Source organism: Paenibacillus sp. 1-8 (genome assembly GCF_056316205.1).
The window spans coordinates 4,118,385-4,138,450 of record NZ_CM149995.1 but is presented as its reverse complement, the minus strand read 5'-3'; the positions used below and the strand labels follow the sequence as shown (position 1 = coordinate 4,138,450).

At 47.9% G+C, this 20,066-nt stretch carries 17 protein-coding genes and 1 tRNA gene; 14 read left to right on the top strand and 4 right to left on the bottom strand.

The window, feature by feature from the left end:
• Positions 1–206: 206 nt before the first annotated feature.
• A complete protein-coding gene (locus tag AC0WRU_RS18950) occupies positions 207–1,079 on the bottom strand; it encodes a LysR family transcriptional regulator (RefSeq protein ID WP_476125923.1) in 873 nt (290 codons plus the stop codon).
• 124 nt (positions 1,080–1,203) lie between these two features.
• On the opposite strand from AC0WRU_RS18950, the gene AC0WRU_RS18945 reads away from it, so the two are divergent.
• From AC0WRU_RS18945 to AC0WRU_RS18915, 7 genes are all read left to right on the top strand, one after another.
• Entirely contained in the window at positions 1,204–2,118 is a 915-nt protein-coding gene (locus tag AC0WRU_RS18945) for an ACP S-malonyltransferase (protein ID WP_476128679.1), read from the top strand.
• Positions 2,115–3,761: a malonate decarboxylase subunit alpha gene (gene mdcA / locus AC0WRU_RS18940; protein WP_025684017.1), complete on the top strand. Its 1,647-nt coding sequence runs from the start codon at positions 2,115–2,117 to the stop codon at positions 3,759–3,761. The genes AC0WRU_RS18945 and mdcA overlap by 4 nt, the downstream gene beginning before the upstream one ends.
• A gap of 4 nt (positions 3,762–3,765) precedes the next feature.
• Positions 3,766–4,590, top strand: coding sequence for a triphosphoribosyl-dephospho-CoA synthase (locus tag AC0WRU_RS18935; RefSeq protein WP_476128678.1), 825 nt, complete (start codon positions 3,766–3,768; stop codon positions 4,588–4,590).
• 28 nt (positions 4,591–4,618) lie between these two features.
• On the top strand, positions 4,619–4,918 hold the full coding sequence (locus AC0WRU_RS18930; RefSeq protein ID WP_025684015.1) for a malonate decarboxylase subunit delta: 300 nt from the start codon (positions 4,619–4,621) through the stop codon (positions 4,916–4,918).
• The gene (mdcD, locus tag AC0WRU_RS18925) at positions 4,908–6,581 is read left to right on the top strand and encodes a biotin-independent malonate decarboxylase subunit beta (RefSeq protein ID WP_025684014.1); all 1,674 of its coding nucleotides are present in this window, start codon (positions 4,908–4,910) and stop codon (positions 6,579–6,581) included. The genes AC0WRU_RS18930 and mdcD overlap by 11 nt, the downstream gene beginning before the upstream one ends.
• Entirely contained in the window at positions 6,575–7,195 is a 621-nt protein-coding gene (locus AC0WRU_RS18920) for a malonate decarboxylase holo-ACP synthase (RefSeq protein WP_476125922.1), read from the top strand. The genes mdcD and AC0WRU_RS18920 overlap by 7 nt, the downstream gene beginning before the upstream one ends.
• Positions 7,196–7,282: 87 nt before the next feature.
• Complete coding sequence (locus AC0WRU_RS18915; RefSeq protein ID WP_476125921.1) at positions 7,283–8,410, top strand: acyltransferase family protein; 1,128 nt, start codon at positions 7,283–7,285, stop codon at positions 8,408–8,410.
• A 131-nt stretch (positions 8,411–8,541) separates the two neighbouring features.
• Here AC0WRU_RS18915 and AC0WRU_RS18910 read toward each other — a convergent pair whose 3' ends face one another.
• On the bottom strand, positions 8,542–10,020 hold the full coding sequence (locus tag AC0WRU_RS18910) for a PTS transporter subunit EIIC (RefSeq protein WP_025684011.1): 1,479 nt from the start codon (positions 10,018–10,020) through the stop codon (positions 8,542–8,544).
• 319 nt (positions 10,021–10,339) lie between these two features.
• Here AC0WRU_RS18910 and AC0WRU_RS18905 point away from each other — a divergent pair, with 319 nt between their 5' ends.
• On the top strand, positions 10,340–11,161 hold the full coding sequence (locus AC0WRU_RS18905; RefSeq protein WP_025684010.1) for an MIP/aquaporin family protein: 822 nt from the start codon (positions 10,340–10,342) through the stop codon (positions 11,159–11,161).
• Between the two features lie 31 nt (positions 11,162–11,192).
• The gene (gene glpK / locus AC0WRU_RS18900) at positions 11,193–12,686 is read left to right on the top strand and encodes a glycerol kinase GlpK (RefSeq protein WP_476125920.1); all 1,494 of its coding nucleotides are present in this window, start codon (positions 11,193–11,195) and stop codon (positions 12,684–12,686) included.
• Positions 12,687–12,752: 66 nt separating this feature from the next.
• Here glpK and AC0WRU_RS18895 read toward each other — a convergent pair whose 3' ends face one another.
• Both AC0WRU_RS18895 and AC0WRU_RS18890 read right to left on the bottom strand, forming a co-directional pair.
• Positions 12,753–13,517 carry an exodeoxyribonuclease III gene (locus AC0WRU_RS18895; protein WP_476125919.1) on the bottom strand — a complete coding sequence of 255 codons (765 nt, stop codon included), beginning with the start codon at positions 13,515–13,517 and terminating at the stop codon, positions 12,753–12,755.
• A 124-nt stretch (positions 13,518–13,641) separates the two neighbouring features.
• Positions 13,642–13,715 (bottom strand) — tRNA-Arg (locus tag AC0WRU_RS18890).
• 258 nt (positions 13,716–13,973) lie between these two features.
• On the opposite strand from AC0WRU_RS18890, the gene AC0WRU_RS18885 reads away from it, so the two are divergent.
• The 5 genes from AC0WRU_RS18885 (at position 13,974) to ispG (ending at position 19,842) form a co-directional block, all read left to right on the top strand.
• Positions 13,974–14,885, top strand: a complete 912-nt coding sequence (locus AC0WRU_RS18885) for a hypothetical protein (protein ID WP_476125918.1) — start codon at positions 13,974–13,976, stop codon at positions 14,883–14,885.
• Between the two features lie 142 nt (positions 14,886–15,027).
• On the top strand, positions 15,028–16,341 hold the full coding sequence (tig, locus tag AC0WRU_RS18880; RefSeq protein ID WP_476125917.1) for a trigger factor: 1,314 nt from the start codon (positions 15,028–15,030) through the stop codon (positions 16,339–16,341).
• Between the two features lie 412 nt (positions 16,342–16,753).
• Positions 16,754–17,344: an ATP-dependent Clp endopeptidase proteolytic subunit ClpP gene (gene clpP, locus AC0WRU_RS18875; RefSeq protein ID WP_025684005.1), complete on the top strand. Its 591-nt coding sequence runs from the start codon at positions 16,754–16,756 to the stop codon at positions 17,342–17,344.
• Between the two features lie 12 nt (positions 17,345–17,356).
• The gene (gene clpX / locus AC0WRU_RS18870) at positions 17,357–18,613 is read left to right on the top strand and encodes an ATP-dependent protease ATP-binding subunit ClpX (protein WP_025684004.1); all 1,257 of its coding nucleotides are present in this window, start codon (positions 17,357–17,359) and stop codon (positions 18,611–18,613) included.
• 110 nt (positions 18,614–18,723) lie between these two features.
• A complete protein-coding gene (gene ispG, locus AC0WRU_RS18865; RefSeq protein WP_025684003.1) occupies positions 18,724–19,842 on the top strand; it encodes a flavodoxin-dependent (E)-4-hydroxy-3-methylbut-2-enyl-diphosphate synthase in 1,119 nt (372 codons plus the stop codon).
• Positions 19,843–20,066: the final 224 nt, after the last annotated feature.

The following is a 20,066-nucleotide window of genomic DNA, read 5'->3' as shown; positions in this document are numbered from 1 at the left end:
GATGGTCTACCTACTGAACAAGTTGTGAATGGTTTAGCTCCATCATATGAAGCGGTTATTCATTAATATGCATATACCTTAACCAAAAACAAAAAAATTGAAACGAAGCATGTATAGAAATTAAATACTCTAAAGATATTGATCCTACTAATCCGAAGAATGATAAAACAATAAGGCAGATATTATGTCAAAAGGTATCTAAATCGTCAATGCTGAGCAATATCTTGGAAAAATCTAATGATGAATTCGAAGAACGATTTCTCTATATCGGTGTGCAGTTCCCCAGTAGGATAGGACAGATAGATTGTTCGCATACATCGAGGCTCCCTTATTTGAAGCAGCTTGATGTCTTCGGTTACGACGTTCCTCCACAGGATAGAAGGAATAAAGGAGATGCCAAGTCCTGTTTGAATCAACCCTCTTACCGTAGCCGGATCATCACTTTCAAAGACGATGTTCGGTTCAAAAGGGATGTGAGTAAAAAAACGGTCCGTTGTTTTCCTAAGCGAATTACCAGGTGTAAGGCTGATAAACTTCTCATGCTCTAGATCTTTCAGGAATACGGTGTCCTGAACGCTCAAAGGGTGAGATTTTGGTACGCCAAGCAAAATTTCCTCCTCCAGCAGGATCGCATGCTCGTTGTCCGCCAACTCTTCGGACGTAATCGCAAAATCGTACGCCGGTCCTTTCTTCATCTTCGCAGGGTGCTGGGTCAGGTTGAATCTAATTTGAGGATAGAGATCGCGAAACTTGCCGACAAGGTTGGGCAATAGCATAGAGCCGACGGCGACGTATAACGTGATGACCTCTACCTTTTCGTTCTTCATTTCTTTGACTTCGGATATGCCTTGCTCTAGCGCTGATAGCGACTGGTTCACTCTTTTCAGGAACTTCTTTCCATACTCATTCAGCACGATATGTTTTCCTTCGCGGTCAAATAGCTGCACACCCAATTCCGTCTCCAGGTTTCTAATCATTTTACTTAAGGCAGGCTGTGAGATAAACAACTCGTTCGCGGCACGTGTGACATGCTCATACTTCGAGGTCACTTGAAAATACTTAAGCTGTAAATAATCCATAGTGAAAAATCTCCTTTATAACCATTAGGTTATCAATCATATGTGAATATATATATTTTACAGGTATTTGCTCACTTATTACAATTGACAATGTAAAGAAAATGAATCCGCTAAAGGTGGTGAGATTCTGAACATCGTTTTTACATTTCCCGGCCAGGGGTCACAGCTTCCTGGAATGCTCCAAGATGTGCCCGAGTATGTGAAAAAGGCAACAAGTATCATCGAAACTGAACTGCGTGATGATGAGGAGGCTATGGGCTCAACGGTCTGGATTCAGATTGCACTCTTCGTTAAGGAGACGGCAATAGCCTATCGGTTGATCGAGCAGGGTATCCGGCCCCAATTCGTGGCAGGGCATTCCATTGGTGCATTTCCTGCGGCGGTCATCGCGGGAGTTCTTTCGTTCGAGGATGCGCTTCGGATCGTGTGGCTCCGTGCCCGGTTGATGGAAGAAGCTTTCCCTGAGGGCTATGGACTGGGTGCGATCATCGGACTTACGAAGACAGAGGTTCAACAAGTCGTGGATCTTTCTCATAGCGAGGCAACGCCTGTCTACCTCTCGAATATAAACGCAGAGCAGCAAATCGTCGTATCCGGTTCATTGGAAGGGATAAATAAAGCTTTTATGCATGTGAAGGAGTTTGGGGCCGCTAAGACAGTGCTTCTGAAGGCTCCGATTCCTTCACACTCCCCGCTGATGTCAGAGGTAGCCAAGAAACTATTGGAGCAAATACACACTTTTCCTTTGCGGGACGCTCAAATACCATATTTGGTGAATCATACGGGCAGAAAGACGACAGCCAAGGAAAAAATCGCGGAGGACCTTGCACTAAACGTAGCATATCCCGTTCGGTGGATGGATATGGCGGCTGTCTGCGTCGAATCGGGAGCTGACTGTTTCATCGAGATGCCGCCGGGTCATACTCTTTCCAGACTTGTCAAGCAAGCCCACAAGGATACCCGGCAAATGGCCGTGGACGAGATCGGTCTGGAAGCGACTCAGTATCTGATTAGAAAATGGAAGGAGCAAGAAGAATGAATAAAGTACTGCGATCCTGGTCACAAAAACGTGATAAAAAGCAGGAAAAGTTAGGAAAGGTGGAAAAGTGGCTGGACGGAAAATACATCGACTCCTCCCGAATCGTCGACCTGATGGAGGCGCTAATCGAGCCAGGCGCGAAGGTCGTCCTGGAAGGAGATAACCAGAAGCAAGCGTCCTTCCTTTCCCAAAAGCTACTGGAAGTCGATCCTGGCAAGGTGCATGATCTGCATATGATTATGTCCAGCATTTCAAGACCCGAACATTTGGATATTTTCGAGAAAGGCATCGCCGGGAAGCTGGACTTCTCCTACAGTGGCTCCCAAAGCCTTCGTGTTGCGCAAATGATTGATGACGGGACGCTTAAGCTCGGTGACATCCATACGTATTTAGAATTGTTCGGACGTCTCTTCATAGACCTTATTCCAGATGTGGTGCTGGTAGCGGCAGACAAATCAGATCGCGAGGGCAATCTGTATACCGGAAACAATACGGAAGAAACTCCGACGATCGTGGAGGCGGCCGCTTTCAAGGATGGGATCGTAATCGTGCAGGTTAACGAAATCGTGGACGAGCTGCCGAGAACCGATATTCCAGCCTCCTGGGTCGACGTCATTGTACAAGCCGACAAACCGTACGCACTGGAAGCACTGTTCACCCGTGATCCGCAGAATATTACTGAACTGCAAATCCTGATGGGCATGATGGCGATCAAGGGCATTTATGGAAAACATCAGGTGCAGTCGCTTAATCACGGCATCGGCTTTAATACTGCGGCGATTGAGCTTCTGCTGCCGACCTATGGTGAGCAGCTCGGCCTGAAAGGGAAGATTGCCAAGCACTGGGCTCTGAATCCGCATCCGACTTTGATTCCGGCGATTGAATCCGGCTGGGTCGAAAGCATTCACAGCTTTGGAGGCGAGGTCGGTATGGAGAGATACATTGCGGCTCGTTCAGATGTGTTCTTCGTCGGCAAGGACGGATCTATGCGCTCCAACCGCGCGATGTGTCAGGTTGCAGGACAATTCGCTGTAGATATGTTTATCGGATCAACGTTACAAATGGACTGCGCGGGCAATTCGTCTACCGTTACTTCCGGCAGACTGTCCGGTTTTGGAGGAGCACCGAATATGGGGCATGATCCTCGGGGACGGCGACATGCGACTCCTGCCTGGCTTGACATGATCGAGCGTCCGGCGGAACTCTCCAAAGGCCGGAAATTGGTCGTGCAGATGGTTGAAACATACGGTGCCAACAAAAAGCCAGTATTTGTGGATTCGCTAGATGCCGTCAAGGTGAAGGATGAATCTGGCCTCGCCATTACGCCGGTCATGATTTACGGGGATGATGTCACCCACGTTCTCACCGAGGAAGGCATCGCATACCTCTACAAGACGGACAGCATAGAGGAGAGAAAGAAGGCGCTCGCGGCAATCGGAGGCGTAACGCCTTTAGGGATGGAAAGCAATGAGAGCGATGTAAGCCTGCTGCGTGACAGAGGGATCGTGGCCTATCCGGAGGATCTTGGGATCATGCGCAGACAAGCCAAACGCTCGCTGCTGGCAGCACAGACGATCAACGACCTCGTAGATTGGTCAGACGGATTGTATGATCCGCCGGCTAAATTCCGGAGCTGGTCTTAAAGCCATGCTCACGATGAAGCATACAGCTTTCGCGGCTTCTCTGGCTGCCAAAGCTGTAAAGGCACTGATGGAAGAGGCTCTTCTTACGCCCAAGCCTGGACTTGTCGATGCCAGAGACAATGGCTCTCATACAGATATGTCCATTGAGCTAATGCTTGTATCCGCGAGAGTATTGGAGGATACGTTTCGGGAAATAGCCATTGTGTCATACCTTCACCCGGTGAACCAGACTTTACGCGAGCAGATAGCTCTAATCGGGCGGGAAGGCGAGCAGGTGATGCTCAGTGCAACGAACGGTATCAATACACATAAGGGTGCCATTTGGGCCCTTGGCCTTTTAACCAGTGCACGGGCAGCCTTTCCAAGGGAACGAGACCCACATCAGATTATGAGCATTGCAGGAAGAATCGCATCGTTCCATGACCGGTATCGCCCGGTGCAGCAGACGAATGGACAATCGGTTAAGAAGAAATACGCGGTAGTGGGGGCAGAGGAAGAAGCGAAGCTAGGCTTTCCGCACATCCGGGACGAAGCTTTGCCTGCTTTGCTGCGCGCCAGGGCTTGTGGGAAGACAGAGGTGGAAGCACGCATAGAAGCTTTATTAGCCTTGATGGAAAGTGTGGATGATACCTGCATCCTGCACCGCGGTCAGTTGTCGGATCTGATGGCGATTCAGAGAATGTCCGCAGCGTTCCTTGCAGCAGACGGATTAAGAACCCAGTCGGGCAGAAAGCTGCTCTACCGCTTGTCCGAGTATTGCAATGTTAGACAACTCTCGCCCGGAGGCAGTGCCGACCTGCTAGCTGCCACATTATTTCTTATCGATTGATACTTTTAATTGGAGGTATTTCTGAAGGATGGAAAAATTACAGTTTCAATACCAGACTACAAAGCCCATCCGTAAGCCGGCACATATCGGTGTTGTTGGTTCGGGGGATTTGGAGATTATTGTAGAGCCTGTGGAAGGCCAGACCACTAACGTTAGCATTTTAACAGGCAGTGAAGGATTTGGACAAGTATGGGAGAATGTTCTGATCCGTTTTTTTAACCGTTATCCGATTATTGCCAATATTACAGTTCATGACTTCGGAGCTACTCCGGGTGTAGTAATGCTTAGATTTACGCAAGTGTTGGAGGTGCTAGATTATGCAGAATAGTTTTGTGGAGCTGAATGGACGCGAGAGAGCCAAAGCGTTGCTAGACGAAGGGACTTTCCGTGAGATGCTTGGGCCGTTGGACAAAATCCAATCCCCCCACCTAGAGCCGCAAGGCATTGTTCCTCAGAGCGATGACGGGATCATTCTGGCTCTTGGCGAAATACACAAACAGAAGGTCTTGATCATTTCGATGGAAGGCGCTTTTCAAGGAGGGGGTATTGGAGAAGTCAGCGGGGCCAAAATTTCCGGAGCACTCGAGCTGGCACTGAAAGAGAATGAGAGAGGGAACAAACTATATCCCATCATGATCTTCGATACAGGGGGGGTTCGGCTACAAGAAGCGAACTACGGGTTGTTGTCGATTTCGGAGATTGCCACCCAGATCGTTGCTCTACGTAAATACGTTCCTGTTATCGGACTGATCCCGGGCCGTGTAGGGGCATTTGGGGGAATGTCCATTACTGCAGAATTGTTTACCACTCTGATTGCTACTAAGAAAGCGCGCCTCGGTCTGAACGGGCCGGAGGTCATTGAGCAGGAAGCAGGGGTTATGGAGTTCGATTCAAGCGACAAAGCCTTGATTTGGAACACAATCGGAGCCAACCAGCGCTTCCAAACCGGATTGATTGACGAAATGGTGGAAGATACGACGGATGCAGTTATCGAAGCGATTGATACTGCGCTCAAGGCACCGGCGAAGCCTGCTAAAACAGAGCAAATCGATTTCTATCTGACCCTGTTAAGCAATCTTGATCCTACAGAAGCTTGGACACCTGAGCGCTATCGCGAATTTTACACGCAGATACAGCCTGTGCAGCAGCCTGTCCCGCTGGCAAAAGAGGGCGCGTCCGACATTTCGGATAGTAGAGGTTATCGCTGGTTCTCCCGCTTGACGGGCATTGCTCACCCAACCAGCGATGTTCCTTCAGTGCTTGCAGCAGACGTGGATAAGAACGGGCAACTGTGCAGATATATCGCCATTGTTCCGAATGCCACCAATCGATTCCCGCGCGTCAGAAAAGGCGAGGTTGGTATGCTTGAAGGCTGGACGGTGGCTCAAATCATTAGGGACGCAATCCGTCAAGATGAGAAAAAGGAAACGAAGCGTCCGATCATTGCCATTATTGATGTACCGAGTCAAGCATATGGCTATAAGGAAGAAATGGTCGGTATCAGCCTTGCCCTCGCTGCAAGTGCAGATGCTTACGCAACCGCTAGATTAGGAGGTCATCCGGTCATCGGTGTGATCGTCGGTAACGCGATTTCCGGGGGCTTCCTTGCGCATGGGCTGCAATCGAATCGTTTAATCGCACTGGATGACAGCAAGGTCAATATTCAGGCCATGTCCAAGGCTTCTGCTGCTCGAATTACCAAGCGGACGATTGCCGAGCTTGATGAGGCTACCAAGAAAGTTCCAGCTATGGCCTACGACGTTCGTAGCTACAGTACTCTGGGGGCATTATATCAGATGCTGAGCGGTATCCATGCAGACGATCCACAGAGCAGCGATGTAGCCATCGTGGAAAAGACCGTTTCCGAGGCTATTGAGAGTACGAAAGGAGCGCCCCGTGACCTTAGCTTCCGATTGCAGACCAAGGAAGCTATGGCGGGCGGGCGGACTGCAACCCGTAGCGTTCGAGATGCACTTTTGGAGCAATGGTAATCAGTCCACATGATCTGATTGAAGTGTCCAATTTGAAATATCTCTCTTTAAATGAAGACAAGGAGTGGGTAACCGCCTCGCTGAGGCGGACCCCCTTTGTGGTCGTTCGCCGAGCTGAGCCGTCGGCGGATGGTTGTATTCCCGTCGGAGTACGCGGACAGGAGCGAAATCAACGGGAAGCTGCATTTCTGGACCCGATGGGGGTGTGCCAGATCGTGTCTCCTTATGCGATAGTGAAACGTCAGATGTGGAACTCCTTGTCTACAGAGAGACGGCAGCAGCCTGTTCTTCAGTTGATGGACTTGTTAGCAGAAATGATGGCGGATTGGCGCTGGGGGCCAGCGGGGAGTGCAGGATTCGAAATAGCGACGGGATACCCTGCTGTGAAGGCAACCAGTGATCTTGATCTCGTAATAGATGGTTCTGAGGCTATTGATTATTCTACAGCTGAAGGTCTCTTGCGCAAGCTGGAGCAGTTGGATGTTCGAATCGATATTCAATTGGAGGTGAAGGGCGGCGCCTACGTCCTGCGCGAAATCCTTAAGAGACGGACCAGCACCGTGGTGCTGCGAACTTCTTCAGGTCCGAGGCTCGTCCGCAATCCTTGGCAATGATGGATGTACTATACCAACGGCAAAAGGGAGGAATGCACGACCATTTGACGTATGCCAACATCAGCTCTCAAAGGGGAAGTGCGTATTATGGAAAACACTACAGGCCAAAAAGTTAATATTAATGAAAGTGACATCTTAAAGGTGTTTGCCGTCAGCGGAGCCATCCTGCAAAGCGTTCTGGGAATGTTACTGAAGTATGCCCATAATAACGCGGATCTGGCCTTACTAGGCGTTATTTATAATTTAGTGAAATATACCGCACCAGTCTTTATTTTTGCCATCGTGTATGGAATGGTGATGAATAATCAGCATACCAGGGTATCACATTTTTACAAGGAAAAATTCAGCGAGCTCGTGATTCCTTATTTTCTGTGGGCGTCAGCCAGCTTGCTCTTCTTCCCACACATACAGGTTAATCAACACGTTACTTCGTTTTGGACGCTCATTGAGTCTTATGTGCTCGGTAATTCATCACCGCAGTATTGGTACACGGTGATGATGCTGCAATTTCAATTGCTGATGCCAGTCATTATTTTCGTCTGCTACAAGTACCTGGCTAAGCCTTTGCGGGTCATTCCGCTGCTTATTGTGAGCTTCATGATCTTCGGAGCCTGGGTATGGATGTATTATACCTTTGTATTCCAAGGTCCTTATGCGTCCAGTCTGCTATACCTTGACCGCTTTTTCGTCAGTTATTTTATTTATGCTCTACTAGGCGGAATCGCTTGGGTATATAAGGAACAATTCGACGGGGTGCTTCGACGGATTCAGTTCGTACTCATTCCGGTAATGCTGCTTATTCTCATTTGGACAAATCGCGAATTTTTCAGCTTTGGATTCGAGGATATGTCATTTGGCAATCTGATTTATCTGAAGCCGTCCATGACCTTGTACAGTTTGGTAGTGATTTTCCTGATTTACATGCTGGCAAGGCATTTGATCAGCGTGAATTCCCGTTCACTTCCCTATTACAAATGGTTCTCGACCTACGCGTACCGGGCCTTTACAGCGAACGTATTCATTCTGGTCATCGTGCTGCGCTTGTTCGGTGACTTGATAAGTCAGCTTCCTTTATTTATGGCGCTGCTTTTGGTTTATCTGGCAACTGTGGCCTGCTCCTTCGGCGTCGTCTATGCCTTTGCGCAGATAAAGGTAAAGGTATGTCGTGAACGGTTATTCTTAAAACAAAAAAGAGCGCACAGCACCAATCACTAAGATAAGTGCTTAAAGAAAAAAATACATGTAACAACGTGTATATGACACCATAATTTAGGCGTATCCAAGTTATTGGCAGATTGATGGCAATCATAAAGGGTATCTCGATGATTGAAGAGATACCCTTTTACTTACATCAACCGCTGTATTTCATCTTTCAGAATTTCGGATCGCGTACCGAAAATAACCTGTACCGTACCGCTGCCAAGCCTGATGACTCCCGACGCTCCGAGCTGCTTGAGAGCTTGGTCGTTAACCGCTTTGTCGTCTTTGACGACGAGACGCAGCCGTGTGATGCACGCATCGATGCTTTGGATATTGTCTGAACCGCCGAGATAGGTCAGCACCTTGACTGCATGACTGGACTGACTGTCAGATGCGGCACCCGCCTTTTCGCTGGGTACGGATTTGTTAGTGTCAGACAGGAGGCTGTCTTCTGCATCGTCTTCACGTCCAGGAGTTTTTAGGTTGAATTTGAGAATGATGAATCGGAACAGGAAGTAATATACGACAGCAAAGGCAAGCCCGACCGGGATCATTCGCAATGGGTGGGTGGAAAGCTTCATATTGACCAGATAGTCAATGAGTCCTGCTGAAAAAGAAAAGCCGAGCTTGACATCCAGTAGGTACACGAACAGGCCACTCAGACCTGTCAGCAGAGCATGAACGCCGTAAAGCAATGGTGCAATGAACATAAATGAAAATTCGAGGGGCTCGGTAATTCCTGTCAGGAACGATGCCAGCGCAGAACCGATGAAGATGGAAGCGACCGCTTTACGTTTTTCCGGTTTGGCTGTATGAATAAACGCGAGGGCAGCCGCAGGCAGAGCGAACATCATAATGGGGAAGAAGCCGGACATAAACATTCCTGCCGATTTATCGCCTGCGAAGAAACGCGTCAGGTCACCATGAACGACCTCACCTGCCGCATTGGTGTAGTCTCCAATCTGAAACCACGCGATAGAGTTTAGTACATGGTGCAGACCGAGCGGAATCAGCAGCCGATTAGCGATCATGAATACCATCGACCCGATTCCGCCAAAGCCGACAATCCAGTTGCCGAAGGCTGCAATCCCATCTTGTATCGGACTCCAGATCATACCAAGCAGAATGGCCAGAATCATGGTCGTGAAGGCCGTGATCATAGGGACGAAACGTTTGCCCGAGAAGAAACCGAGCCAATCCGGAAGCTGGATGTTGTGATATTTTTTGAACAGGAAGGCAGACCATCCACCGATAAAAATACCACCCAGTACGCCCATGTCCAGCTTGACGTCATCCGGAATGTATGCAAATATGCCCGGTACTGCCGCCAAAATGCGGGTCAGCACCATGTAGGCAATGACTGCCGATAGTGCAGCTACCGCATCCCCGGCCAGGCCTATGGCAACACCGATGGCGAAAATTAACGCCAGGTTGCCAAAGATGGCACCCGCCCCCTCGTTCAGAAAAGGAGTGACATAATGATTCAGAAATCCACCCACTCCGGGACCAAGCGGTATATCCGTTTCATAGTTAATCAGAGCCAATCCTTGCAAAATCCCTGCGGCGGGTAGTGTGGCTACTGGAAGCATTAACGATTTGCCGATTTTTTGCAGAAATTTCAGCATAACATTCTTCCCTTCTTCGTCGAGGTTGGGAGCGTCGTATCCATCCTGAAATCCTTATTTTCGCCCATTTTTTTACATCATAAATCGGGGAATCTGACATGGTCAACGATTATTTTAGGATATGAAAAACGTAAATCCGCAGTTGACATCGCTTACATGCTTATATAATATCAAATTTAAGTTAATAATCGTGACGGAGACAAGAGAGCCACGCAGACATCCCATGCAAGAGCACAGGGGCGGTTTGTGATGGCTTTTCTTTTTTTGTGCGCGGTGAAAGCGATTGAAAATCGGTTGATCTATTGAGGAGGTAGGTTGTATGTCGCCATACGCAGCCGAATTCATAGGGACGATGATCCTTATTGCTCTAGGTGGCGGAGTGTGCGCAGGGGTGTCCCTGAAAAAATCATTTGCCCATGGCTCTGGCTGGATAGTGATCGGATTCGGGTGGGGGCTCGCGGTCGCCGTTGCGGTATATGCGGTTGGTCGGATCAGCGGAGCACACTTAAATCCGGCGGTGACGCTGGCGCTTGCATTTCAGGGAGCTTTTCCGTGGAGGGATGTTCCGGGCTATATTGCAGCTCAGCTTCTTGGGGCCATGGCGGGTGCCGTGATTGTGGTTTTGCATTATTTGCCCCACTGGAAAGAGACGGAGGACACAGCAACCAAACTCAGTGTATTTGCTACAGGACCGGCTATTGATCATCCGTTCGCCAACGTGCTTAGTGAAATGATAGGTACTTTCATCTTTGTTCTTGCTTTGCAGTCATTCGGTGCCAACTCTTTCACTGAGGGACTGAATCCACTCATTGTGGGTTTTCTGGTTGTCAGCATCGGCTTGTCCCTCGGCGGGACGACAGGTTATGCTATTAATCCGGCTAGAGATTTGGGCCCGCGTCTTGTGCACTGGTTGCTTCCGATTCCCGGTAAAGGCACATCTAACTGGAAATATGCCTGGGTGCCCATTGTAGGTCCGTTGCTGGGGGGCTCTTTCGGAGGATTGTTTTACCAGACCGTATTTAAAGGGAATATGACTCCAGCTTTCTGGATTGTGCTGGGTATGATTGTAGTAGTGCTTATGGTTACCTTTCGTTTCAGTCGTACTTATAAAAGTGATAAAGCTAATAAAATAACAGCATAAAATGAGCGGATTACAGGGGGAGAGATCAACGATGGAAAAATATATTTTGTCACTGGATCAGGGAACGACAAGCTCAAGAGCGATTTTGTTTAACAGTAAAGGGGATGTGGTGTACTCGGCTCAGCGAGAGTTCCCGCAATACTTTCCTCATCCCGGCTGGGTAGAACAGAATGCGAATGAAATCTGGAGCTCCATTCTTGGGGTCATTGCATCCTGCCTATCTGAATCCGGTGTAAAAGCGAACCAAATTGCCGCTATCGGCATTACCAATCAGCGTGAGTCGGTAGCCGTGTGGGACAAAAATACAGGACTGCCTGTGTATAACGTACTTGTATGGCAGTCGCGCCAAACCTCCGAGATCTGCGAAGAACTGAAGCAGCAAGGGCATGAGGAGCTATTCCACAGTAAAACAGGGCTGTTGATTGACCCGTATTTCTCAGGCACAAAAGTGAAGTGGATACTGGATCATGTAGAAGGTGCGCGCGAAAAGGCGGGACGAGGCGACTTACTGTTCGGTACGATTGATTCGTGGCTGATCTGGAAGCTGTCCGGCGGCAAGGCGCATGTGACCGACTATTCCAACGCAGCCAGAACACTGATGTATAACATTTATGAGCTAAAGTGGGACGAAGAACTGCTGGACATTCTCGGTGTGCCAAAAAACATGCTGCCTGAGGTACGGCCTTCTTCCGAGGTATATGCGCATACGGTGGATTATCATTTCTTTGGTCAAAATATACCGATTGCAGGCGCAGCGGGTGACCAGCAGGCGGCTCTATTTGGTCAGGCTTGTTACGAAAAAGGGATGATCAAGAATACTTACGGCACAGGTTGCTTCATGCTGATGAACACGGGCGATCAACCCGTTGAGTCCAAGCACGGACTTATTACGACCATCGCTTGGGGGCTGGAGGAAGGCAAGGTGCAATATGCGCTGGAGGGGAGTGTCTTTGTAGCGGGTTCGGCGATCCAGTGGCTTCGTGACGGTCTGCGCATGTTCCGTGAAGCCAAAGACAGTGAAGCCTATGCAGCCCGCGTTCCCTCTTCGGAAGGGGTGTATCTGGTACCAGCTTTTGTCGGCTTGGGCAGTCCATACTGGGATAGCGAGGTGCGTGGAGCGATGTTTGGCCTGACACGTGGCACGACAAAGGAGCATTTTATCCGCGCAACACTGGAGGCACTTGCTTACCAGACAAAAGACGTACTTGCCGCGATGGAAATTGACTCCGGTATTGCCGTGAAGACGTTGCGGGTGGATGGGGGAGCCGTGCTGAACAATTTTCTGATGCAATTCCAGAGCGATATTCTGGATGCCACAGTAGAACGGCCTGTGATCCATGAGACGACGGCACTCGGAGCCGCATGTCTGGCAGGTTTGGCGATTGGATATTGGAAGAGCATGGATGAGCTGCGCAAGCGTGTGAGGGTGGAGCGGTCTTTTGACCCCGCTATGGATGAAGAAACGCGCAGCAGTTTGTATGAGGGCTGGAAAAAGGCCGTGAATGCGACGATGGCCTACAAATGAGTGTTGTAACCGTGAAAAAGAAGGCTGCTCTTTGCAGAGCGGCCTTTGTCATAGTGTAAAGAGAAATTATGCTGAAATATCCTGCAATTCTAGTATAACGGGACAGTGATCGCTGCCTGTAATATGGCAATCAATCTTCGCATCTGACAACAACGGGCGAAGTCTGTCCGAGACGAGAAAGTAGTCGATTCGCCAGCCGATATTCCGTTCTCTCACCTTCGGCATGTAGGACCACCAGGAATAAACATCCGTTCGGTCGGGATAAAAGTGTCTAAAAGTATCTATAAATCCAGCGCTCAGCAACTGCGACATTCTGTCACGTTCCTCAGGCGTAAATCCGGCATTTCCGTGGTTGGCTTTCGCATTTTTTAGGTCAATTTCCTGATGAGCCACGTTCAAATCGCCGCAAACAATGACAGGCTTCAATGTATCCAACTGTTGCAGATAGCTGCGGAATCGGTCTTCCCATTCCAGTCTGTAAGGCAGTCTGGACAAATCCCGTTTGGTATTCGGAGTGTACACATTGACCAGATAGAACTTCTCAAATTCCAGAGTAATGGTTCTACCTTCCGGCTCTTCATTTTCCTCCAGGCCATAATGTACGGAAAGCGGTTTGATTTTGGTGAAAATAGCGGTGCCAGAATATCCTTTTTTCTCGGCATAATTCCAATACTGCGTGTATTCCTCCATGTTCTCCATGACAATTTGTCCCTCTTGAAGCTTGGTCTCCTGCACGCAAAATATATCGGCATCTGTTTCTTTTACATAGGTATAAAATCCTTTGGTCACACAAGCTCTTAAACCATTGACATTCCATGATATGATTTTCATTTATTAATTCTCCCTTGCCGTACCAAACATGTAAGCATACTGCTTTATTTCTGTGGCACTTCGTTCAGTTCATGCTCGGCGGTAAAACGAAAAAAAGCTCCCTTACGGAAGCTTCTCACGATAACGTCCCAGGAGGGATTCGAACCCCCGACCGACGGCTTAGAAGGCCGTTGCTCTATCCAGCTGAGCTACTGGGACATAAAATTCAAGCGAAGATTAATATATCACATGGATAAAAAAGATTCAAGCTTTATTTCGCATATATCCGGTATTCAGGCTTTCTTTAGCATAAAAATCAAAGTAGCTATCGTTTTTTTTGCCTCATAAAAGGGTATGTTAGAATACAGGTGAATATGTGGAAGACGAGAGGTTGGACTTCGGCCGCTGTTTCTCATATAATCTACAAATACTTTAGCTTGCGGTGGAGAGGGGGTGCCTTGAATAAAGGACTCCAAGGTGACGACAAAAGAAAATAATATTGTTTTGTTTCCGAAGACACTGGATTACTATCAAATTCAACTCACTGTAATGCTTGAAAACGAACGTTACGGAGAGGCGATGGAGATGCTGCGTTTTTTGATGCAATGCCAGGGACAGGAACAGAAGCAATACGAAGAGTGGGATGCCCTTTCACAATGGCTGGAAGCCGCTTTTCCACAATATGCCGACAGAGGGGCGGAAACGGACGCTACGGAAGAAGATGAGGTCAGTGAAGCAGAGCTGGCCCGCCGAAATGCGCGCTTCAAGCAGGAGCAGGATGCAGGCTACGGCAACAAGTTGCTACGTATGGCTATGGATGAACCGTTGTCGGAACAGACGATTTTAGCGCTGGAACAACTGTCTTATCTGGATCTGCCGGAAATCGACGATGCGCTGCTTAAATGGATTAAGGAACGGGAAATCCACCCTCTGCTTCAATTCCGTGTTTTGCAGACACTACGACGACGCGGAATGGAAGGGACGATCGAAATCAGCCGGGGAGATGAGAAGGCAGAAATCGAGATTGAGTCTATTCCGTTGCGGCCGGATGAATTTCCTGAACCGATTATGCGTATTCTGGAGCGAGTGGCCGATCAGACTGAAGTGCATGAGCCTACGCTGTTCTATTTTGCGCAGGAACTATGGTCGCAGTTTGTGATGGCGGTGTACGGTACGAAAGATTACAGGTCAATGCTGGTGGAGGAGGACGGGATGCCGGATATTTGGGCGGCAGCACTCCATCAGACGGTATCGGAGAGTCTAAGCGGCAACAAGGATGAGGAAGAAACCCGTGCTACATATGGCATTACCGATGCATTGCGCTTCCGTTTTGAGCAGGTATATCGGTCGATGCGTCTATTCGTAGCGGCGGGAATGAACACTCCATAACGGCCGGAAACGTTTACCTGTGAAGCATTCAAGGGGCTGCCCTTGAAAAAGATAGTAATGTTAGATATACTATAGTGGTTATTTTGTGTGCGTTGATCGTATGAAAACTAAGTGAAGATTTTGTTGGAGGGGAAAGCATAAAATGAAAGCAACTTGGGAGAAAATAGAGAAGAACCTTGGGGTTCTTGAAGTTGAGGTTGACGCGGATCGTGTAGCCGCTGCACTCGACAAAGCTTTTAATAAAGTGGCTAAACAAGTAAGTGTACCAGGATTCCGTAAAGGTAAAGTACCACGTCCTATTTTTGAAAAGCGTTATGGTATTGAAAGCTTGTATCAGGATGCAATTGACTTCCTGCTGCCAGAAGCCTACAGCCAAGCTGTAGAAAAAACGGATATTTTCCCGGTAGACAGCCCTGACGTTGAAATTGATCAATTCGCTAAAGGCGAATCCTTCAAATTCAAAGCCAAGGTTACTGTTAAGCCTGAAGTGACTTTGGGTGAATACAAAGGTGTAGAAGTGCCTGTAAGCAAACTCGAAGTAACCGACGAAGAACTGGCTCAAGAGCTGGAGCGTTTGCAACAACGTCATGCCGAGCTGGTTGTCGTTGATGAAGATGCTGCACAATCCGGCGATACGGCTATTATCGACTTTGACGGTTCCGTGGATGGCGTTCCATTCGAAGGCGGACAAGCTGAAAAGTATTCTCTGGAGCTCGGCTCCAATACGTTCATTCCTGGCTTTGAAGAGCAAGTGATCGGTTTGCACACAGGCGATTCCAAGGACGTTGAAGTAACGTTCCCTGAGAACTACCATTCTGCTGATCTCGCTGGCAAACAAGCAGTCTTCAAAGTGAAGATTCATGAACTGAAACGCAAAGTTCTTCCTGAGCTGGATGATGAATTTGCTAAAGACGTAAGCGAATTTGACACATTGGCTGAATTCAAGGAAGACTTGAAAAAGCAACTGCTGGAGCGTAAGGAAAACGAAGCTAAAGCTGCCCGTGAGGGTGCGGTAGTGGAGAAGGTTGCTGAGAACGCAACAATCGACATTCCTGAAGCGATGATCAAAAGTGAAGTGCAAAACATGGTTCGCGATTTCGACAACCGTCTGCGCAGCCAAGGTATGAATCTTGAAATGTTCCTCGGATTCTCCGGCCAAAGCCAGGAAGATCTGGAAGCGCAAATGAAAGTGGATGCTGAGAAGCGTGTACGCAACAACCTCGTGCTGGAGCAAGTGGCTAAAGCGGAAAACATCGAAGTTTCCGAAGCGGAAATTGATGAAGAGCTGAAAAACATGGCTGAAGCTTACAAACGTTCGGTTGAAGAAATTCGCGGTATTCTGGAAGGTAACGGCTCGTTCGCAAACCTGAAAGAAGAAATTTCACTGCGCAAAACGATCGCTTTGTTGTTGGAAAACAGCAAAGAAGTTGAAGCGCCAGCTGAAGCTGCCGAGTAATTCAAACGATGAAATATACGGGGTATGCCGAACAGGCTGCAACGTAGCAATTAGATAGGGATAAGGCACGTAGTGAAAGTTACGTGCCTTATTTTTACCTTGGGCAATCCATATTTTAGTCGTTTATGGAAAGTGCTGTGAGTTGCGCTTTGTTGGTTCTACATAAGTCACTGCTGTACATTTGCACATACATACGAAACATGGTTAAATATGAGAAGGTCTCGGCTAAGTACGTTGTATAACAGCCCGCACTGCATATATGAGCGGATGCAAATATGACACGAGACTCTGAACATGTTAAAATATTTTGTAAGGTGTTCCCGTTTCATGCTTGCTGCTTTCGTTTTAATGGGACTTAAGGAAGTGGATGAATACTGGTGTTCATTTTAATAAAGAAAAGAGGTTGGTCGTGATGAGTCTCGTCCCTATGGTTGTGGAACAAACGAATCGAGGAGAACGATCTTACGATATTTACTCGCGGTTGCTTAAGGATCGCATCATTTTCCTGAGTGGCCCGATTGATGACGATGTCGCCAATCTCGTCATTGCACAGCTATTGTTCCTTTCTGCGGAAGATCCGGAGAAGGATATTAATTTGTACATTAACTCGCCGGGCGGTTCTGTAACTGCGGGCATGGGTATATATGATACAATGCAATTCATTAAGCCGGATGTATCGACGATCTGTGTAGGCATGGCTGCCAGTATGGGCTCTTTGCTGCTCACAGCAGGTGCTCCAGGCAAGAGATATGCGCTTACCAACAGCGAAGTCATGATCCATCAGCCGTTGGGTGGCATTCAGGGGCAAGCCTCTGATATGCTGATCCATGCGGACTGGATTCTCAAAACGCGTGCCAAGCTGAATCAAATCTATGTAGAGCGTACAGGTCAGCCCCTCGAAAAAATCGAACGTGATACTGACCGGGATTTCTTCATGGAAGCGGAAGAAGCAAGAGCATACGGTATCATTGACCAGGTGCTGTCTAGACCGATTAATCTGTAAAGGGGTGGCTCTATGTTTAAATTTAATGATGAAAAAGGACAACTGAAATGTTCCTTCTGCGGTAAATCTCAGGATCAGGTTCGCAAGCTAGTTGCCGGACCAGGCGTATATATATGTGACGAATGCATTGAGTTGTGCACGGAAATCGTGGAAGAGGAACTGGGTCATGAGGAAGAAGTAGATCTGAAAGACATTCCGAAACCAATGCAAATCCGTGACATTCTCGATCAATATGTAATTGGTCAGGATCAAGCGAAAAAATCATTGTCCGTAGCGGTGTATAACCACTACAAACGTATTAATACGCAAAACAAAATTGATGATGTGGAACTGCAAAAAAGTAACATTTTGATGCTCGGACCTACAGGTTCAGGTAAAACGTTGCTTGCGCAAACCATGGCTAAAATTTTGAACGTTCCTTTTGCCATCGCAGATGCTACTTCCCTTACGGAAGCGGGTTATGTGGGCGAAGACGTTGAAAACATTTTGCTGAAATTGATTCAAGCTGCCGATTATGATGTGGAAAAAGCTGAACGCGGCATTATCTACATCGACGAAATTGATAAAGTAGCCCGCAAATCCGAAAACCCGTCCATTACACGTGATGTATCGGGTGAAGGTGTACAGCAGGCATTGCTTAAAATTTTGGAAGGCACGGTTGCTTCTGTACCTCCACAAGGTGGTCGTAAGCATCCTCATCAAGAGTTCATTCAAATTGATACCACGAACATCCTGTTCATTTGCGGCGGTGCCTTTGACGGTCTGGAGCAAATGATCAAACGTCGTGTTGGCAAGAAAGTCATCGGTTTTAATGCGACTACAGATCAAAAGGATTTGAAACCGGGTGAATATACTTCTATGGTATTGCCTGAAGATCTTTTGAAATTCGGTCTGATTCCGGAGTTTGTAGGACGTTTGCCGGTTATTTCTACGCTGGAGCCGCTTGATGAGAACACATTGGTTCGTATTTTGTCTGAGCCGAAAAATGCGTTAGTCAAGCAGTATCAGAAGATGCTTGAACTGGATAATGTTACTTTGGAGTTTAAGCAAGATGCTCTGGAAGCCATTGCCCGTGAAGCTATCAAGCGTAACACGGGTGCCCGTGGTCTTCGTGCGATCATTGAAGGCATTATGCTGGATGTGATGTATGAGGTTCCTTCCCGTGATGATATCACGACTTGCGTCATCAATGAGCAGGTTGTAAAAGATAAAATCGCACCGGAACTCGGTGGTACAGATAAGGATAAAAAACAAGAAGAGAGCGCCTAAGGATTGATACTTCGCGATCTCTAAAACATGAGAAGCCGGATCTCCACTTCACTAAACCCATATGAGGTTTTATGGGGTGGAGGTTTGGCGTTAATGGGAGAGAAAAGTACATGTTCTTAAGACAAGACACACGTCCCGTTAAAGTCGGGAATCTGACGATTGGCGGCAGCAATGAAGTCATCATCCAAAGCATGTGTACGACCAAAACAGCAGATGTGGAAGCTACCGTCGCTGAAATTCTCCGTTTGGAAGAGGCGGGTTGCCAACTTGTACGGGTCACCGTCAACAATGAGGAAGCTGCCGCTGCCATTAAGGAAATTAAAAAACAGATCCATATTCCGCTCGTAGCGGATATTCATTTTAATCACAAGCTGGCTCTGCTGGCGATTGAAAACGGAATTGACAAGGTTCGTATCAATCCCGGCAACATTGGTCGTCGCGAAAAAGTGGAAGCTGTTGTTAAGGCATGCAAGGAAAAGGGAATTCCGATTCGGATTGGTGTGAATGCCGGGTCATTGGAACAGCATTTGCTGGATAAGTACGGCTATCCTACGCCAGAAGCGATGGTGGAAAGCGCACTGTATCATATCGGTATACTGGAAGAGCTTGATTTTCACGATATTATCGTGTCGCTGAAAGCATCTGACGTGCCTATGGCGATTGCTGCTTATACGAAGGCAGCCGAAATCATCAGATATCCGCTACATTTGGGTATTACCGAAGCGGGTACGCTCTTTACCGGAACCGTTAAGAGTGCAGCGGGAATGGGTGCCTTGCTGGCAGCGGGCATTGGCTCGACCATGCGTATTTCGCTGAGTGCCGATCCAGTGGAAGAAGTGAAGGTTGCGCGGGAACTGCTCAAAACCTTTGGGCTGATCACGAATGCTGCGACTTTGATTTCCTGTCCGACTTGTGGACGTCTGGATATTGATCTGTTCTCAATTGCCAACGAAGTCGAGGACTATATTGCGAAAATTAAGGTGCCGATTAAAGTGTCGGTACTGGGTTGCGCGGTGAACGGCCCGGGGGAAGCCAAGGAAGCCGACATCGGGATTGCCGGAGCGCGCGGGGAAGGACTTCTATTCCGTTACGGAAAAATGATTCGCAAAGTTCCCGAGGCTGACATGGTTGACGAATTGAAAAAAGAAATTGACATCATCGTCAAGGCGTATGAAGAGACGGGTAAAATTCCGGGTCGCGAGGAACGTCATACAGCCGAGAAGGTATAGACAAAATCGATTCCCATAAAGAGGCATAATCATATTCTATTGCCATCATTTAAATGCCGTGGAGGGCAGCTCTGCTACAGAACTGTTCTTCACGGTGTTTTTGTATTTTCTCTCTGATCTTTTGGAAGACTGCCGTTTAGCTATTGGGGAAAAGGAAATACTGTTTTTCATAGACGGCATTTTAGCGGCATTTTTCAAAATGCTGAGATGAGAAACGGAGGAAA